Source organism: Kineococcus deserti (assembly GCF_050871945.1).
In the GTDB taxonomy this organism is placed as follows: domain Bacteria; phylum Actinomycetota; class Actinomycetes; order Actinomycetales; family Kineococcaceae; genus Kineococcus.
Genome location: NZ_JBJLSI010000015.1, coordinates 22,589 through 39,310, shown reverse-complemented (window position 1 = coordinate 39,310; position 16,722 = coordinate 22,589). Strand labels below are relative to the sequence as shown.

The following is a 16,722-nucleotide window of genomic DNA, read 5'->3' as shown; positions in this document are numbered from 1 at the left end:
AGCCGCACCTGCGGATCCGAACCGCGTTTCGTTCCGCACCTGCGGAGACTCTTGCGATCTCCAACACCCGCGGCGTACTTTCCACCTAATAGAGCCATTCAATGTGTTGAATGGTTGATCTTCGGAGGAGCACCGTGGCTCACGACGTCGTGACACCCGGCCTGGCCGTCGACCGCGCCCGGCCGCCCCGCCGGCCGCGCACCACGCGCCAGGCGCGCTGGGGGTACCTGTTCGCCGGCGCACCGCTGCTGCTGTTCGCGGTGTTCGTCCTGCTGCCGTTCGTCCTGGCCCTGCTGGTCAGCTTCACCGACTACGCCGTCGTCGGGGAGGCGAACTGGGTCGGTCTGGAGAACTACCGCAGGATCGTCGACGACCCGTTCTTCTGGACGGCGTTCCGCAACACCGTGCTGTACACGGTGATGTACGTCCCGCTGGGTCTGGTGGTGGCGCTGGCGACCGCCTCGCTGCTCAACGCCAGCCACCGGGCGGTCACGGTCTTCCGGACGCTGTTCTACGTCCCGGTCGTCTCCTCCACGGTGGCGACGGCGACGATCTGGTACTGGATGCTCAACCCCGACCGGGGGCTGCTCAACGTCGCCCTCGGCTGGTTCGGCATCGACGGCCCGGCGTGGCTGTACGACTCGCAGTGGGCCATGACGGCCATCGTGCTGATGTCGGTGTGGGCCGGTTTCGGCATCCACATGCTCATCTACCTCGGCGGGTTGCAGAACATCCCGCGCGACCTGTACGAGGCGGCCCGGCTCGACGGCGCCAACGGGTGGCAGACGTTCCGGTACGTGACGCTGCCGGCGTTGTCCCGCACGACGTTCCTGGTCTCCACGCTGCTCGTCATCGGCGCGTTCCAGGTCTTCGACCAGGCCTACGTGCTCACCAAGGGCGGTCCGGGCAACTCGACCGTCACGATCGTCTACTACATCTACGACCAGGGGTTCGGCAACCTCGACATGGGCTACGCCTCGGCGCTGTCGTTCGTGCTGTTCGCGGTCATCGCCGTCTTCTCCCTGGTCAACGTGCGACTGGCCCGGAGGAACTCGTGAGTGCGACGAAGGTCCCGCCCGCCGTCCGGACCAGCTCGCCGGTCGTGACGGCCAGGCCCAGGGCGTCCTGGCGCAGGAAGGTGCGGACCGCGCTGTGGTTCGCCGGGTGCGTCCTGGTCAGCACCTGCACCGTCGCCCCGCTGCTGTGGACGCTGGTCACCTCGCTGCGCGACCCCGGCGAGATCCTCGCCGCCCGGGGTCTGGACCTGGTCCCCGACGCCATCACCCTCGACAACTACCGCGAGGCGCTGACCTCGGTGCCGTTCGGCCGGTACGCCGTCAACTCGATGGTCCTCGGCGTCGCCGGGGTCGCGACGAACCTGTTCCTGGGATCGCTGGCGGGCTACGCGTTCGCCAAGCTGCCCTTCCGCGGCCGGCGCGCCGCCTTCGGCGTGCTGCTGAGCTCGATGATGATCCCCGGCATCGTCACGATGGTCCCGTTGTTCCTCGTGCTGCGGCACTTCCCGCTGGCCGGTGGCAACGACGTCCTCGGTGAGGGCGGCCTGGGGTTCATCAACTCCTTCTGGGCCGTCATCCTGCCCGGCGCGGCGGGGACCTTCGCGGTGTTCTTCATGAAGCAGTTCTTCGAGACCCTGCCCGACGACCTCGGCGAGGCCGCCCGCATCGACGGCGCCGGGGAGTTCCGCATCTTCTGGCAGGTGTACCTGCCGCTGGTGAAGGCGGGCCTGGCCGTCCTGGCCGTCCTGACGTTCCAGGCGGGCTGGAACAACTTCATGTGGCCCCTCATCGTCCTGAACTCCGAGGAGATGATGACCGTCCAGGTCGGGCTCTCCTCCTTCGTCACCAACTACAACACCAGCTACGGGCCGCTGATGGCCGGCACCGTCATCGCCAGTCTTCCCGTCGTGGTCGTCTTCCTCCTCGCCCAGCGCTGGATCGTCGAAGGTGTCGCCCACGTCGGGGGCAAGTGACCCCTCGCAAGCAGAATCCGGGAGAAACCGTGCAACGACGCCACTTCCTGACCGCCGCAGCAGCGGCCGGAGCACTCACCGCCTGCAGCAGCGGGGCGGGTTCGGGGACCGACGACTCCGGGGCCGTCACCCTGTGGGGCTCCTGGTCCGGCGACCAGGTCGCCCAGCTCAAGCAGCTGCTGCAGACCTACAACGACGCCCACCCCGGCACGACCGTCACCTACAAGCAGCAGGAGGTCGTCGAGGAGAAGCTGCTGACCGCCATCGCCGGCGGCCAGGTCCCCGACGTCGTGCTGTGGGACCGCTTCACGACCAACGTGTACGCCCCCAAGGGTGCGCTCGAGCCGATCGACGACCGCCTCGGCGACGTCGACCTGAACGCCTTCTACCCCGAGGCCGTCGAGGAGCTGCGCGTCGACGACCAGCTGTACGGGCTCCCGCTGCTGGTGGACTGCCGCGCCCTGTTCTACAACAAGGCGTTCTTCGCCGAAGCCGGTCTGAACCCGCCGACGACGTGGCAGGAACTGGCCGACACCGCCAGCGCGCTGACCGTCCGCACCGGCGGGAAGCTCGAGCGCGCCGGGTTCTCCCTGGACGACCCGGGCCTGTTCAGCACCTGGCTGGGCCAGGCCGGCGGGACCATGCTCACCGAGGACGGCACCGCGACGAACTTCAACTCCCCCGAGGGTCTGCAGGTGCTGACGTTCTGGGACGAGCTGCTGCGCGAGCGCAAGGTCTACGACCTCGGCTTCGGCGACGGCGGCGACGCCTTCGGCGCGGGCCAGCTGGCGATGAAGTACGACGGGCCGTGGAGCCTGACCACGTACGACGCGGTCGAGGGCCTGGAGTACGCCGTGGTCCCGCCGGTCGCCGGGCCGGACGGCGGCAGGGCCGCGGGGCTCGGCGGTTTCGGGCTCGTCATCCCCAAGGGCGCCAGGAACCCCGACGCCGCGTGGGACTTCATCACCTGGTGGACGACGCAGCCGGCCAACGGCGTCGAGTTCGGCAAGGTGACCGGCTGGATCCCGGCCAACCAGGAGGCGGCCCAGGACCCGTACTTCACGGGCAGCGAGAAGTACGCGGGCATGGTCGAGACCCTCGGGTTCGCCAAGGCCCGTCCGACGGTCAAGGGGTACTCCGACGTCGAGGGCAAGGCCCTCATCCCGGCGCTGGAGAAGTTCCTCGCCGGCGAGGTCGGTGCCGAGGAGGCGCTGGACACCGCCGCGCGCGACGGCGACCGCGTCCTGCAGGAGGCAGCGAAGTGAACCGCGACCTGGACCGCGCCGGACGGGCCGACGCCCTGCAGGACGCCCTCGAGGAGCAGTTCGGTGCTCCCTGGCCCCAGTTCCTGCACAACAAGGTCCCGTTCCAGGACGGTGACGACGAGGTCTTCAACTACTGGTGGCTGGCTCACGTCGTCGACGCCCGGCTCGACGCCTACGAACGCTCCGGGGACCCGCTGCGCCTGGACCAGGCCACCCAGGCCTACCGGAACGTCCTGGAGCGCAACGGGTCGCTGTTCAACGACTACTTCGACGACATGCTGTGGCTGGGACTGGCCGCCCTGCGGCTGGCCGGGCTCAGCGGCGAGGAGCGGTACGCGCGGGACGCCACGGCGATCTGGGAGCACGTCGTGGAGTTCGGCTGGAACGACCAGCTCGGCCCCAGCCTGGCCTGGCGCAAACCCCAGCTGGACTACAAGAACACGCCCGCCAACGGGCCGCTGGCGATCCTGTCCGCCCGGCTGGCCGAGCACGGCGACCCCCGCACGCTCGCCTACGCCGGCAAGGCGCTGGACTGGCTGGAGGCCACCCTGGTCGGCCCCGACGGCTTCGTCGAGGACGGCATCAACCGCACCGGCGACGGGACGGTGGACCGGCAGTGGCGGTTCACCTACAACCAGGGGCTGTACATCGGCGCCTGCCTGGCGTGGGCGCAGGCCACCGGCACCGAGGACCGCCTCGAGCAGGCGCTGCGCACGGCCCGGACCGCGGTGCGCCACCTCACGGCCGACGGGGTGTTCCACGAACCCGTCGGCGAGGGCGGCGGCGACGTCGGCCTGTTCAAGGGGGTCCTGTACCGCTACGCGACCCTGCTGGTCGAACGGACCGGGGACGCCGGACTGCGCGACTTCCTCGTCGCCAGCACCGACGTGCTGTGGCGGGACGGCCTGGGCGAGGACCTGCTGGCGGGCGACGACTGGTCGCGGCCCTGGCCGGGCAGCAGCAACTACTCGACGCAGCTGTCGGCGCTCATGGCGACGGAATCGGCGGCGCGACTGGCTGCCGGGCCGGGCCGCTCGACTCCCCCACCACCAGCCGGGTCGGCAGTGCCAGCTTGACCACGGCCGTCGGGTCCTCGATCTGGGCCAGCACCAGGTCCAGGGCCCGACGGCCCAGTTCGACCTGCGGCTGGGCGACGTGGGTGAACCGGAAGATCTCGTCGTCCAGGAACGAGTCGGGCTGGTCGAAGCAGACGATCGAGACGTCCCGCGGGATCCGCAGTCCCAGCTCCCGCACCGCCCGCCGCACCAGCAGCGCCACGTGGTACTCGGTGACGACGAAACCCGTGAGGTCGTCGTGCCGGCGCAGGAACGCCGTCAGCCGCTGGAGGTCGTCCGTGGGGTCCTCGTCGGCGCCGGGCACGACCACCCGCACGTCGCCGTACATGCGGTCGGGGTCGAGGGAGTAACCCCGCACCGCGTGGGCCCGCACGAAACCCTGCCGTCGTTCGTCGATGGTGGAGACGGCACTGGCCGAGGCGACGAGCCCGACCTGCCGGTGCCCCAGCGAGAACAGGTGCTCCGTCGCCGCCTGCGCACCCGAGACGTTGTCCGAGCGCACCGTCGAGACCGGGATCTGCTCCAGTCCACGGTCGAGCACCACGACGGGGAACTGCCGCGTCACGAGTTCCAGCAGCGCCGGTGAGGCGTACTCGGAGGAACTGGGCAGCAGCAGCACCGCCTCGGCTCCCATGTCGACCGCCCCGGCCAGCAACCGGTCCTCCCGCGTCGTGTCGCCCACCGACCGGTCCAGCACGATGTGCGCGCGACCGGCTGCGGCGTCGAGCAATCCGATGAGCACCGGGGTGCCGAACGTGTCGTCGAAACCGGTCACGATGCACCGCACCAGCGGCAGGCCGTCGCGCCGGTGCACGCTCTGCCCGGGGTCCGCGCTGACCACCACCGTGCCCAGCCGGGGGCGGCGGACCACGAACCCCTCGTCCCGCAGCATGTCCAGCGCGCGCTTGAGGGTGATGGCGCTCACCTGGAGTTCGGTGGTGAGTTCCTCGGAGGTGGGCAGCCGGGAATCCACGGGGTACGTCCCGTCGAGGATTCGCGCCTTGATCTGGTCGTACACCCGGCCGTACAGGCTGCTGGCCGCCACCTTCGAGAAACTACCAGTCTGATCACGCCCGCGGGGCGTTCAGCAGCTCCGTCATCTCGGGCAGGTCGAACACCTGGGCCACCGCGATCCCCGACTGCCGGCCCAGGGCCGGATCGGCACCCGCGTCCAGCAGCAGCTCGACGACCTCGCGCGCCTGGCGGAACACGGCCGCACCCAGCGCCGTCTGCCCCTTGTCGTTGACCCGGGAGTGGTCGGCTCCACGCTCGAGCAGGGCCCGGACGGTCTCGGCGTGCGTGTGGTAGGCCGCCAGGATCAGCAGCGTGTCGCCACCGGAGTTCGTGAGGTCGGCCGGCACCCCGGCGTCGACCCGCTCGGCGAGCGCCGCCGTGTCCCCCTCGCGCGCGAGGTCGAACGTCTCCTGCAGGAAACGCAGCTCGTCGTCGGTCAGTCCCTCGCTCATCGGGGGATGGTAGCCGCGCGGGGCGGGGGGCTAGCGCGGCGGCGGCCCCGCACCGTACGGTTGCTGAACCGGTTCGGTAGACGGGCCGGGGACGCGGGCGTCCAGGTCGGCGCGCCCGCGAGGACGCGAGAGGACGTACCCCCCACTCATGACTCTGGACACCTCCAAGATCTCCGTGCAGCTGTACACGGTGCGCGAGGCCCTGGCCGCCGACCTCGGCGGCACGCTGGCCCGGCTCGCCTCCATCGGCTTCCGCCAGGTGGAGCCCTTCGGCCTGCAGGACTCCGCCGCCTCCCTCGCGCCGCTGCTGGCCGAGCACGGCCTGAGCGCCCCCAGCGCGCACGCCAAGGTCGTCGGCGGCGACGTCGACGCCGTCCTGGCGGCCGCGGCGCAGACCGGCACGACGCTCGTCGTCGAGCCGCACGTCGACCCGCAGCGCTGGACGACCGCCGAGGACGTGGCCGCCATCGCCGCCGAGCTGAACGCCGCGGCCGAGCGCGCCGCCGACGCCGGTGTGACGATCGGGTACCACAACCACGAGTTCGAGCTGGCCACGAAGATCGACGGCCGCCCGGCGCTGGAGGTCTTCGCCGACCACCTCGCCGACGGCGTCGCCCTGGAGGTGGACACCTACTGGGCGGTCGTGGGTGGCGTCGACGTGCCCGAGCTGCTGGGCCGGCTCGGCTCGCGCGTCAAGGCCGTGCACCTGAAGGACGGCGACGGCTCGCGCGACAACACCAAGCAGGTCGCCTTCGGCTCCGGCCAGGTCGACGTCGACTCCATCCTCGCCGCCGTCGGCGGTGTCGACCTGGGCGTCATCGAGCTCGACGACACCACCGGCGACATGTTCACCGCCGTGGAGAACAGCTACTCCTACCTCGTGAAGGCCCTCTCGTGACTGCTCCCGCACCCCGCACCGGACCCGTCGGCATCGGCATCATCGGCGCCGGCGTCATCAGCGGCACCTACCTGGAGAACCTCACGTCCTTCCCGGACGTGCAGGTCCACGCCATCGGCGACCTGTTCCCCGAGGCCGCCAAGGCGCGCGCCGAGGAGCACGGCGTCCCCCACCACGGCGGCATCGACAGCGTGCTCGGCAACGAGGACGTCGAGATCGTCATCAACCTGACCATCCCGGCCGCGCACGTCGAGGTCTCGCTCGCGGCGATCTCGGCGGGCAAGCACGTGTGGTCGGAGAAGCCGGTGGCCCTGGACCGCGAGGGCGGGCAGCGGCTGATCGGCGCGGCCGACGCCGCGGGCGTCCGGCTGGGCTGCGCTCCCGACACCTTCCTCGGCGCGGGCCTGCAGACCGCCCTGAAGGCGCTGAAGCGCGGCGACATCGGCACCCCGCTGACGGCGCTGACGCTCATGCAGTCCCCCGGCCCGGAGTCGTGGCACCCGAACCCGGCGTTCCTGTTCCAGACCGGCGCGGGCCCGCTGTTCGACATCGGCCCCTACTACCTGACCACGCTGGTGCAGGCGTTCGGGCCGATCAGCTCGGTGGCGGCCATCGCGTCGAAGTCACGCGAGCAGCGGACCATCGGCTCGGGCCCGAAGGCCGGTGAGGTCTTCGACGTCACCGTGCCCACGCACGTCAGCGCCATCGCGCAGTTCGCCGGTGGCCAGAGCTCGCAGAGCATCTTCAGCTTCGACTCCCCCCTGCCCCGGCACGGGTTCGTCGAGATCACCGGCACCGAGGCGACGCTGGCGCTGCCGGACCCGAACAACTTCGACGGCGACCTGAAGATCCGCCGCCGCGACGGCGAGGACTGGGAGCTGCTGGCCTCCACCAAGGCGCTGTCGACGCGCGGCACGGGGGCGCTGGAGATGGCGCGCGCGATCCGCGCCGGGCGCCCGCACCGCGTGCAGGGTGCGCTGGCCCACCACGTCGTCGACGCCATGGTGTCGATCGACGAGTCGGCCCGCACGGGCGCCTTCGTGCCCGTGACCAGCACCGTCGAGGCCGCCGAGCCGCTGCCGGACGACTGGGACCCGACGGCCCGCACGGTCTGAGGGCCGGGCCCGGTGGGGCTCCTCGTCTCCACGCGGTCGATGACCGACCTCGGGGAGGCGACGAGCCCCACCGGCCGCGCCGCGGTGTCCGCCGACCGGCTGGTCTCTGCCCGTTCACGTCATCCTCTGGGCTGATCTGCAGCCGCAGGCAACCATCTGCCCCCGGCGGGGACTTACCCTGGAGTCGTGTCCTTCCTCGCCGAGTTCTCGGCTGCTCTCGGGTCGGCCGCGCCGGCCGCCGCTCCCGCGCTGCTCCCGGACTGGGCCAACCCCGAGCACTTCCTGGACTCGCTGGGAATGGCCGCCCTGTGGGTGTCGGTGGCGATCGTCTTCGTCGAGTGCGGGCTGTTCCTGTTCTTCCTGCCCGGCGATTCGCTGCTGTTCACCGTCGGGTTGTTCACCCATTCGGGTGTCCTCACCGATCCGATCTGGCTGTCCTGCCTGCTGCTGTCGATCGCGGCCTTCCTCGGCAACGCGGTCGGGTACGAGATCGGCCGCAAGGCCGGGCCGGCCCTCTTCGACCGGCCGAACTCCAAACTCCTGACGCCCAAGCGGATCGCGCAGACGCACGAGTTCTTCGAGCGGTACGGCGCCCGGGCGATCATCCTGGCCCGCTTCGTGCCCGTCGTGCGCACCTTCATCACGCTGGCTGCCGGCGCAGGTGCCATGCCCCGCAAGACGTTCCTGACCTTCTCGGCCATCGGCGCGGTGGCCTGGGCCAGCGGGATCACGATGCTCGGCTACGCCCTGGGCGGTGTGGAGCTCATCGCGAACAACCTCGAGGTCGGTCTGCTCCTGCTGGTCGTGCTGTCGCTGATCCCGGTGGGCATCGAGTACCTGCGCGACCGGGCCAGGGCCCGCCGGTCGGGCGAGGTGCCGGCGCAGGCCACGAACCTGGACAAGGCCCCCGAGAATCAGCGCTGAGACGTCACCGGGCACGATGTCCCGGTGGCTCGCCTGCAGTTGCTCCTGTCCCTGCGCTGGGGGGACATGGACGCCTACCGCCACGTGAACAACGTCGAGGTGGTGCGTCTGCTGGAGGAGGCCCGGGTGCGGGCCTTCGGCATCGCCTCCCCCGACGGGGCCGCGCCGATGCTGGCGACCGGGATGGTCGTGGCCAAGCACACCGTGGAGTACCTGCGGCCGCTGGACTACCGGCTCGAGCCCGTCGCCGTGGACCTGTGGATCGGGCGCATCGGCGGGGCGAGCTTCGAGGTCGACTACGAGATCCGCGAACCCGAGGACGAGGCGCTGGTCTACGCGCGCGCCCGCACCGTCTGCGTCTCCTACGACTTCGCCGCCGGCCGGCCCCGCCGCCTGGACCCGGACGAGAGGGCCCGGCTGACCGCTCTCGGCGCCTGAGGACCTCTGGCAAGATCGGGGAGTGTCCGACTGGCTCGCACAGCTCGCCGATCCCCAGCTGGAGACCCTCGGCGCCCTCGGGCTGTACGTGCTGGTCTTCGGGATCGTCTTCGCCGAGACGGGCACCCTCGTCGGCTTCTGGCTGCCCGGCAGCAGCGTCCTGTTCACGGCCGGACTCATCGCCGGCCGGGACGACTCCCCCGTCTCGCTGTCCGTCCTGGTGGTCGGGGTCACCGTGGCCGCCATCCTGGGCGACACCGTCGGCTACTGGTCGGGCCGGCGGCTGGGACGTCCGTGGCTGCTGCGCCGCGCGGGCAAGGCCGCCCACCACCTGCCCAAGGCGGAGGCGTTCTACCTCAAGTACGGCTGGTTCGCGGTCGTCGCGTGCCGGTTCATCCCCTGGTTGCGGGCCTTCACACCGATCATCGCCGGGACGGCCGCGATGCCGTACGCCAAGTTCGCCTCGGCCAACGTCGTCGGCGCCCTGTGCTGGGGTGCGCTGCTGGTCCTGGCCGGCTACGCCGCGGACTCGCTGCCGTGGGTGCGGACGCTGGCGTACTCGATCGCCGGCGTCGCGATCCTCGTCTCGCTCCTGGCCCCGGTCGTGACGTGGCTGCGCCGGCGGCGCCGGGCGCGCCGGTGAGGGACCCGCTGCCGGTCCTGGCCCGCGGGGTGCGCACCGAGCTCGTCGTCGAGCGGTCCCGCTTCGTGACCACCCTCGAACCCGTCGAGGACGTCGCCGGCCTGGACGACGTGGTCGCCCGCGTCCGCCGGGAGTTCCCCGACGCCCGGCACCACTGCACGGCCTCGGTCCTGGGTGAGGACGGCGAGCTGCACCGCTCCAGCGACGACGGCGAGCCCGCCGGGACGGCCGGGGCGCCGATGCTCGCGGCCCTGCACGGGGCCGGGGTGACCGGTGTCGTCGCCGTCGTGACGCGGTACTTCGGCGGTGTGCTGCTCGGCACGGGCGGCCTGGTGCGCGCCTACGGCGGTTCGGTGACGGCGGCCCTGGCCGAGGCGGGGGTGGTGCAGCGCCGCCGGGTCGACCTGGTGGAGGTGCGGGCGGGGCTGGCCGACGGCGGCCGGGTGGAGGCCGAGCTGCGGCGCACCCACGTCGTCGAGGACGTGACGTGGGGCGCGGACGGCTGGCGCGCGGTCCTCACCGTCGCGGTCGACGGGCAGGGCGCCCTGCGCGCCGAACTCGCGGCCGCGGGCCTGGAGGCCTCGGTCGCGCTGCTCACCCGCGCCGTCCGCCCCGCCCCACCCCTGCGGTGATCAAGGATTCAACCCCGCCGATCAAGGATTCGATCCGTCACCGAGTCCTTGATCGGCGGGGTCGAATCCTTGATCACCGGGGGTGGGGCGGGTGGCGACGGTGAGGCGCACGGCGACGGTGACGTCGGTGGCCTCCGCCGTGCCGGCCAGGCGCTCGTCCAACGCCCCCTGGTCGACGTGGTGGGCGCTGGGACCCATGAGCACCAGCGCGCGCAGGTCGTCGCGGGAGAACGCCCGCGCGAAGCGGACCTCGCGCTCCTCGTCGACCTCGAACCCGGCGAGGTCGGCGTGCAGCCGTTCGGCCTTGCGCTCCTCGACCCCGACCATCCCCAGCGGCGCGCGCACCTGCTCGAGGTGGTCCGGCAGCGGGGTGACGACGATCCACCGGCCGCCCGGGCGCAGGACGCGCCGCACCTCGGCCACCCCGCGCGGGGCGAAGACCGTGGTCACGAGGTCGGCGCAGGCGTCGGCGAACGGCAACCCGCGCCACACGTCGGCACCCACGGCCGCGGCCCGGGGATGAGCGCGGGCCGCGCGCTTCAGCGCCGCCGCCGAGGCCTCCACGACCACCCCGGAACCGCCCGTCGCCTCCAGCACCGCGGCCAGGTAGTAGCCGGTCCCGCCGCCGACGTCGACGACGAACCCCGGAACCGCCAGGTCCGCGAGCGCCGCCGCGATGCCCGCGTAGTGCCCCGCACCGAGGAACGCCTCGCGCGCGGCCACCATCCCCGCGCTGTCACCGGGGCTCTTGCTGCCGACGGCGAGGTTGACGTAGCCCTGGCGGGCGAGGTCGAACCGGTGTCCCGCAGCGCATCCCAGCGTCCGCCCGGCGAGGGTGAACCCGCCGCCGCAGACCGGGCAGCGCAGCGCGGGCAGGACCTCGGGAAGGGCGTTCAGTGCTGTTCCGCGGCCGCGCCCAGCGGGTGCAGGCCGGACAGGGCCCCGACCCAGGACGCGGGCACGGCGTGCAGGCGCGAGTCGTAGGCGCGGACGGCGGCGGAGTGGAAGGCGATGTCGCCGGCGAGGCGGTGCTCGGCGTCGGCCAGTGCACGCACGGTCTGCGGGTCGGGTTCGACCTCGCTGGCCTCCTGGGCGGTGAGGTGCGTCGACAGGTCGGCCAGCCGGCTGCGCCGCTGCTCGGCCAGCGCCCCGGCCTCGACGGCCAGGTCACGCATCCGCACGAGCGCCGCGCGGGTGCTGACGGCGTACAGCACGGCGACGAGGACCAGCAGCACGACGACGACCAGCACGACCGTCCCGACGGTGCCCATCAGGCGAGCCCGAGGTCGGCCAGGCCGAACGCGTAGCGGTAGGGCAGGCCCTGCGCCTCGACCTTCTCCTTGGCGCCGGTGTCGCGGTCGACGATGACGGCCACGCCGACGACCTCGGCGCCCGCGGCGCGCAACGCCTCGACGGCCGTCAGGACGGACCCGCCGGTGGTGGAGGTGTCCTCGACGGCGAGCACCCTGCGGCCGGCGACGTCCGGGCCCTCGATGCGGCGCTGCAGGCCGTGGGTCTTCTCGGCCTTGCGGACGACGAAGGCGTCGAGCGCCCTGCCGTCGTGGGCGTCGGCCCAGCCGCGCGCGTTGGCGGCGTGGACCATGGCCAGCGCGACCGGGTCGGCGCCCATGGTCAGCCCGCCGACGGCCTCGAAGTCCCAGTCGGAGACCAGGTCCAGCAGCACCGGCCCGACGAGGGCGGACGCCTCGCCGTCGAGGCTGATGCGGCGCAGGTCGACGTAGTAGTCGGCCTCCTTGCCGCTGGACAGCGTCACCCTGCCGCGCACGACGGCCTTGGAGGCGACGAGCTCGGCCAGGCGGGAGGTGTCGGTGGCGGGGGTGGTCACGGCGTGCAGCTTAGGCGGTCGCCTCCGGTGCCGTGAGCAGCGCCGAGAGCCACTCCAGCTGCCGGCGCCACTGGTGCACCTGGCCGCCCTCGTGGTCGTTGAAGGGGAAGACCGACAGCTCGGCCGGTCCGCCGTAGCGGCGGTAGGCGGCCCACACGGTGGACGGCGGGCAGACGCGGTCCATCAGCGCGAGGGAGATGAGCGCCGGCGCGCCGGCGCGTGGGACGAGGTGCGCGACGTCGAAGTAGTCGAGGGTGGTGAGCACCCGGTCGACGTGGTCGCGGTGGACGCTGAGGTACCGCACGACCTCGGTGTAGGGCTCGACGGGAGCGATCTGCAGCGCACGCCGGAACCAGGACAGGAACGGGACGTCGGCCATCACCGCGCGCACGTCCGGTGCCAGCGATCCGGCCGCCAGCGCGATCGCACCGCCCTGGCTGGCCCCGGCGACGCAGACGGCGTCGTCGCGGACCTCGGGCAGCGAGCGGGCCGCCTGCACCGCACGGACCGCGTCGGTGAACACCCGGCGGTAGTAGTAGGTGTCCTTGTCGAGGATCCCGCGGGTCATGAACCCGGGGGTGGAGACGTCGGAACCGACGGGGTCGGCGGTGGATCCGCCGCTGCCCCAGGCCGCGCCCTGGCCGCGGGTGTCGACGACGAGGTGGGCGTAGCCGGCGCTGGCCCACGTGAGCCGGTCGTGCGGCAGGCCGCGGCCGCCGCCGTAGCCGACGAACTCCACCACGACGGGCAGCGGGCCGGTGGCGGTGGCCGGCAGGACGAGCCACCCGTTGATGCGGTCTCCCCCGTACCCGGCGAACGAGAAGTCCTCGTGACGCAAGGTCGTCAGATGAGTGACCACCGGCTGGCGCCGAACGTCGAGCGGGTGCGCGTCGGCCGCGGACAGCGTGCGGGACCAGAAGTCATCGAGGTCATCGGGCTCCTGGAGCACCACATCGAGCTTTTCGAGGTCTTCGAGGGACAGGTCGGACAGCGCCACGCCGGAACTCCTTCGTCCGCGTTCCGGACGGCTCGGCCGCCGGAACTCCACCATTCATCAGACGACTATCTTGACACCTCGTCCGGAAACGGTCATCGTCGGGGGGCGCGACCGCACTGCGACAGCTGTGCCGAACGTTCCGCGCGGTGGCCGCCGGCCACGGACAACCTCGAGGAGATCACGATGATGTGGACCGTCGGCGCGGGCGACAACCGCGCAGCCAACCGCCCCGGCCCCAGCGCGGGCCTGTCCCGTCGTTCGTTCGCCGCCCTGGGTACGGCCCTGGGCGCGGGTGGGCTCCTGAGCGCCTGCAGCAGCGGCGACGAGGACGGCACCTCGGACACCGCGGGCGGTTCGGCCCAGGCACTGCAGTTCTGGGGCTGGGTCCCCGGGTTGGAGGACCTCGTCGAGACCTGGAACGCCGCGAACCCGGACGTGCCGGTGGAGTTCCACCGCATGACCGGTGACGACGGCAAGAAGGTCGAGGCCGCCGTGGACGCGGGTGCCGGCCCGGACATCGTCCAGCTGTCGACGCACGACCTGCCCGACTACGTCATCAACGAGCGCGTGCAGGCGATCACCGAGTACGTCAGCGACGACGAGAACCTCTACACCCCGGCGTCGTGGAAGTCCGTAATCGTCGGTGAGGACGTCTACGGGCTGCCGCAGGGCAGCGGCCCGACGGCGATGATGTACCGCGAGGACATCCTGCAGCAGCACGGCATCGCCGTGCCCACCACGTACGAGGAGTACGAGGCGGCCGCCGCCGCCCTGCACGCCGCCGACCCGAACGTGTACCTGGCGGGTTTCTCCCCCAGCGAGATCGGGCAGTGGGTGCAGGACGTCTCGCAGGCGGGCGGCTCCTACTTCGCCATCGAGGGCCAGGCCTGGGACGTCGTCGTCGACAGCCCGGCGAGCCAGGAGGTCGCCGCCCGCTGGCAGCGCCTGCTCGACGCCGACCTGGTCAAGGTCACGCAGATGTGGACCCCCGACTACTGGGCCGCCGTCAACGCGGGCCAGATCGCGACCATCACGTACGCCGCCTGGTTCCCGGTGCAGCTCATCGAGAACTGCGCCGACCTGAGCGGGAAGTGGAAGATCGCACCGCAGCCGACCAGCGGCGGCGAGGCCGTGGCGGGTGACAGCGGCGGCGCGGCGAACGTCGTGCTGGCCGGCGCGACCGACCTCGAGGGTGCCACCAAGTTCCTGCGCTGGCTCAACAGCGATCCCGAGTCGGTGACCAAGCTCATCTCGGTCGGCGGCATCTTCCCCACCGCCAAGGTCGGTTTCGACGACCCGGCCCTGAGCGAGACGTTCCCCTACTTCGGCGACCAGGCCATCTACGACGTCTACCGCGATGCCGCCGAGACGGCGCCGACCACCTGGACCGACGGGCCCGCCAACGGCCAGGTCGACGCCGACATCACCGACGGTTTCGGGAAGGTCGCCACGGGCGGCACCACCTTCGCCCAGGTGCTCACCGACGCCGACGCGGCGGCCGTCGCCCGGCTGCAGAAGGCCGGGCTGGACGTGGTGGGCGGCTGATGAGCTCCACCACCCAGGTGGCCCGGGCGAGCACCCCGCGGACACCGGGACGGCGGACCGCGGCGCGGGCGGGGCAGCGGATCGCCCCCTACCTGTTCGTCGCCCCGTTCGCGGTCCTGTTCCTCGTCTTCCTCGTCGCACCGATCCTGCTGGCCCTGGGCACGAGCCTGTTCGCACGCAAGTCGGCCGGCGGTCTGGGTTTCGGCGGGTCGACGCAGACGGTGTTCGCAGGGCTGTCCAACTACACGACGGCGCTGACGAACTCCGACTTCGTCGCCGGCTTCGGCCGGGTGCTGCTCTACGGCGTCGTGCAGGTCCCGGTCATGCTCGCCCTGGCCCTCGCGCTGGCCCTGGTGTTCGACTCCGCGGCCGTCCGGTTCCGGAAGTTCTTCCAGGCCGCCGTGTTCGTGCCGTACGCCGTCCCGGGCGTCATCGCCGCCCTGCTGTGGGGTTTCCTGTACCAGCCGGGGGTCAGCCCGTTCGTCGGGGTGCTCGCCGACCTGGGGATCGACGCCGACTTCCTGGCTCCCGGCACGGTGCTGTGGTCGCTGGCCAACATCGCCCTGTGGTCCAACACGGGCATCAACATGATCATCCTCTTCGCGGCGCTGCAGGCGGTCCCGACCGAGGTGGGCGAGGCCGCCCGGATGGACGGCGCGAGCGAGCTGCGGATCGCGCTGAGCGTCAAACTCCCGCTCATCGCGCCCGCGCTGCTGCTGACGACCCTGTCCTCGGTCATCGGCACCCTGCAGCTGTTCAGCGAACCCAACGTGCTGCGCAACGTGACCTCCAACATCACCAGCGACTACACGCCCAACATGGCCATCTACTCGGCGTCCTCCGAGGGGCAGGACCCGAACCTGGCCGCGGCCATGGCCGTCCTGCTCGGCGCCGTGACCCTGGTGCTGTCCCTGGTCCTCATGCGGGTCTCCAACCGCCGGAACGGAGCTGTCTCGTGAGCGGACACGACGTGGTCGACCGCCTCTCCCCCGTGCGCCCGGCCTCGCGGTTCCGGCCTGCACCGCGAGCCACGACGGGCGGGGAACGCCCCTCGCTGCTGGTGCGGGTCCTGGCGACCGTCGCGGTCGTCGTGGTCGCGCTGTACTTCCTGGCGCCGGTCTACTGGCTCCTCGTCGCCTCGACGAAGTCCGCCACCGCGCTCTTCACCACCCCGGGGTTCTCCTTCGCGCAGCCGCAACTGCTGAGCAACCTGTCCGAACTGTCCAGCTACGACGGCGGCATCTTCTGGCGCTGGGTCCTCAACACGGTCCTGTACTCGGTGGTGGGCTCGCTGCTGACCGTCCTGGTCTGCGCCGCGTGCGGGTACGCGCTGGCGATGTACGAGTTCCGCGGCAAGCGGATCGTCGTCGGCGCGATCCTCGCCAGCCTGCTCGTCCCCGGCACGGTCCTGGCCCAGCCCACCTACCTCCTCGTCGTCCAGCTGGGGTTGAACAACACCTACGCCGGGGTCCTCCTGCCCTCGCTGGTCTACTCCTTCGGCGTCCTGCTGTGCATGGTCTTCGCCCAGTCCTCCGTGCCTCGCGAACTCCTGGAGGCCGCCCGCCTGGACGGCGCGGGGGAACTGCGCATCTTCGTCTCGATCGGGTTGCGCCTGATGAGCACCGGCCTGGTGACCGTGCTGCTGTTCGCCTTCCTGGGCAGCTGGAACAACTACCTGCTGCCGCTGCTCGTCCTGACCGACCAGGACCTCATGCCGCTGACGGTGGGCCTGACCGGCTGGAGCCAGTCCTCGATCACCATCCCGGGGTTGCAGATCCTCGTGGTCACCGGGTCGCTGGTCTCGGTGGTTCCCGTCGTCGCGGTGTTCGTGGCCCTGCAGCGCTTCTGGCGGTCCGGCCTCACCGCCGGCGGCGTGCGGTTCTGAGC

19 protein-coding genes are annotated in these 16,722 nt (G+C 71.7%); 13 read left to right on the top strand and 6 right to left on the bottom strand.

The genetic code is table 11. The features are described 5' to 3' along the window. The first annotated feature begins 134 nt into the window (after positions 1–134). Genes ACRYR2_RS13170 through ACRYR2_RS13155 form a run of 4 tightly spaced genes read left to right on the top strand, consistent with a single transcriptional unit; the run spans position 135 to position 4,331 of the window. Positions 135–1,058 carry a carbohydrate ABC transporter permease gene (locus ACRYR2_RS13170; protein WP_432563322.1) on the top strand — a complete coding sequence of 308 codons (924 nt, stop codon included), beginning with the start codon at positions 135–137 and terminating at the stop codon, positions 1,056–1,058. Between the two features lie 44 nt (positions 1,059–1,102). After that, a complete protein-coding gene (locus ACRYR2_RS13165) occupies positions 1,103–1,990 on the top strand; it encodes a carbohydrate ABC transporter permease (protein ID WP_432563388.1) in 888 nt (295 codons plus the stop codon). A 29-nt stretch (positions 1,991–2,019) separates the two neighbouring features. Beyond that, the gene (locus ACRYR2_RS13160) at positions 2,020–3,255 is read left to right on the top strand and encodes an ABC transporter substrate-binding protein (RefSeq protein ID WP_432563321.1); all 1,236 of its coding nucleotides are present in this window, start codon (positions 2,020–2,022) and stop codon (positions 3,253–3,255) included. Next, complete coding sequence (locus ACRYR2_RS13155; protein WP_432563320.1) at positions 3,252–4,331, top strand: glycoside hydrolase family 76 protein; 1,080 nt, start codon at positions 3,252–3,254, stop codon at positions 4,329–4,331. The genes ACRYR2_RS13160 and ACRYR2_RS13155 overlap by 4 nt, the downstream gene beginning before the upstream one ends. Here ACRYR2_RS13155 and ACRYR2_RS13150 read toward each other — a convergent pair. Together ACRYR2_RS13150 and ACRYR2_RS13145 are read right to left on the bottom strand one after the other, a co-directional pair. Then, positions 4,243–5,376, bottom strand: a complete 1,134-nt coding sequence (locus ACRYR2_RS13150; RefSeq protein WP_432563319.1) for a GntR family transcriptional regulator — start codon at positions 5,374–5,376, stop codon at positions 4,243–4,245. The two genes, ACRYR2_RS13155 and ACRYR2_RS13150, sit on opposite strands and share 89 nt — an antisense overlap. Before the next feature lie 22 nt (positions 5,377–5,398). Next, entirely contained in the window at positions 5,399–5,797 is a 399-nt protein-coding gene (locus tag ACRYR2_RS13145; RefSeq protein ID WP_432563318.1) for an ankyrin repeat domain-containing protein, read from the bottom strand. A gap of 148 nt (positions 5,798–5,945) precedes the next feature. Here ACRYR2_RS13145 and ACRYR2_RS13140 point away from each other — a divergent pair, with 148 nt between their 5' ends. From ACRYR2_RS13140 to ACRYR2_RS13115, 6 genes are all read left to right on the top strand, one after another. After that, positions 5,946–6,695 (top strand): sugar phosphate isomerase/epimerase family protein, encoded by a 750-nt coding sequence (locus ACRYR2_RS13140; RefSeq protein ID WP_432563317.1) that lies wholly within the window; start codon positions 5,946–5,948, stop codon positions 6,693–6,695. Continuing rightward, positions 6,692–7,810, top strand: coding sequence for a Gfo/Idh/MocA family protein (locus tag ACRYR2_RS13135; protein WP_432563316.1), 1,119 nt, complete (start codon positions 6,692–6,694; stop codon positions 7,808–7,810). Before ACRYR2_RS13140 ends, ACRYR2_RS13135 begins: the two co-directional genes overlap by 4 nt. Before the next feature lie 186 nt (positions 7,811–7,996). Continuing rightward, positions 7,997–8,734 carry a DedA family protein gene (locus ACRYR2_RS13130; RefSeq protein WP_432563315.1) on the top strand — a complete coding sequence of 246 codons (738 nt, stop codon included), beginning with the start codon at positions 7,997–7,999 and terminating at the stop codon, positions 8,732–8,734. Positions 8,735–8,758: 24 nt separating this feature from the next. Continuing rightward, positions 8,759–9,172: an acyl-CoA thioesterase gene (locus tag ACRYR2_RS13125; RefSeq protein ID WP_432563314.1), complete on the top strand. Its 414-nt coding sequence runs from the start codon at positions 8,759–8,761 to the stop codon at positions 9,170–9,172. 22 nt (positions 9,173–9,194) lie between these two features. Beyond that, positions 9,195–9,815: a DedA family protein gene (locus ACRYR2_RS13120; protein ID WP_432563313.1), complete on the top strand. Its 621-nt coding sequence runs from the start codon at positions 9,195–9,197 to the stop codon at positions 9,813–9,815. Further along, positions 9,782–10,447 (top strand): IMPACT family protein, encoded by a 666-nt coding sequence (locus ACRYR2_RS13115; RefSeq protein WP_432563312.1) that lies wholly within the window; start codon positions 9,782–9,784, stop codon positions 10,445–10,447. The genes ACRYR2_RS13120 and ACRYR2_RS13115 overlap by 34 nt, the downstream gene beginning before the upstream one ends. A gap of 21 nt (positions 10,448–10,468) precedes the next feature. On the opposite strand, the gene ACRYR2_RS13110 is transcribed toward ACRYR2_RS13115, so the two are convergent. Genes ACRYR2_RS13110 through ACRYR2_RS13095 form a run of 4 tightly spaced genes read right to left on the bottom strand, consistent with a single transcriptional unit; the run spans position 10,469 to position 13,290 of the window. Next, a complete protein-coding gene (locus ACRYR2_RS13110) occupies positions 10,469–11,314 on the bottom strand; it encodes a putative RNA methyltransferase (protein WP_432563387.1) in 846 nt (281 codons plus the stop codon). Positions 11,315–11,340: 26 nt separating this feature from the next. Next, complete coding sequence (locus ACRYR2_RS13105; protein ID WP_432563311.1) at positions 11,341–11,718, bottom strand: hypothetical protein; 378 nt, start codon at positions 11,716–11,718, stop codon at positions 11,341–11,343. Continuing rightward, the gene (gene pyrE, locus ACRYR2_RS13100) at positions 11,718–12,293 is read right to left on the bottom strand and encodes an orotate phosphoribosyltransferase (protein WP_432563310.1); all 576 of its coding nucleotides are present in this window, start codon (positions 12,291–12,293) and stop codon (positions 11,718–11,720) included. Before pyrE ends, ACRYR2_RS13105 begins: the two co-directional genes overlap by 1 nt. Positions 12,294–12,303: 10 nt before the next feature. Further along, entirely contained in the window at positions 12,304–13,290 is a 987-nt protein-coding gene (locus ACRYR2_RS13095) for an acetylxylan esterase (protein WP_432563309.1), read from the bottom strand. Between the two features lie 183 nt (positions 13,291–13,473). Between ACRYR2_RS13095 and ACRYR2_RS13090 the strand changes: the two genes are divergently transcribed. From ACRYR2_RS13090 to ACRYR2_RS13080, 3 genes are read left to right on the top strand one after another with little or no spacing between them, the layout of a single operon-like run. Continuing rightward, a complete protein-coding gene (locus ACRYR2_RS13090; protein WP_432563308.1) occupies positions 13,474–14,835 on the top strand; it encodes an ABC transporter substrate-binding protein in 1,362 nt (453 codons plus the stop codon). Next, a complete protein-coding gene (locus ACRYR2_RS13085) occupies positions 14,835–15,794 on the top strand; it encodes a carbohydrate ABC transporter permease (RefSeq protein ID WP_432563307.1) in 960 nt (319 codons plus the stop codon). The genes ACRYR2_RS13090 and ACRYR2_RS13085 overlap by 1 nt, the downstream gene beginning before the upstream one ends. Beyond that, entirely contained in the window at positions 15,791–16,720 is a 930-nt protein-coding gene (locus ACRYR2_RS13080) for a carbohydrate ABC transporter permease (protein ID WP_432563306.1), read from the top strand. Before ACRYR2_RS13085 ends, ACRYR2_RS13080 begins: the two co-directional genes overlap by 4 nt. The last annotated feature ends 2 nt before the right edge of the window (positions 16,721–16,722 follow it).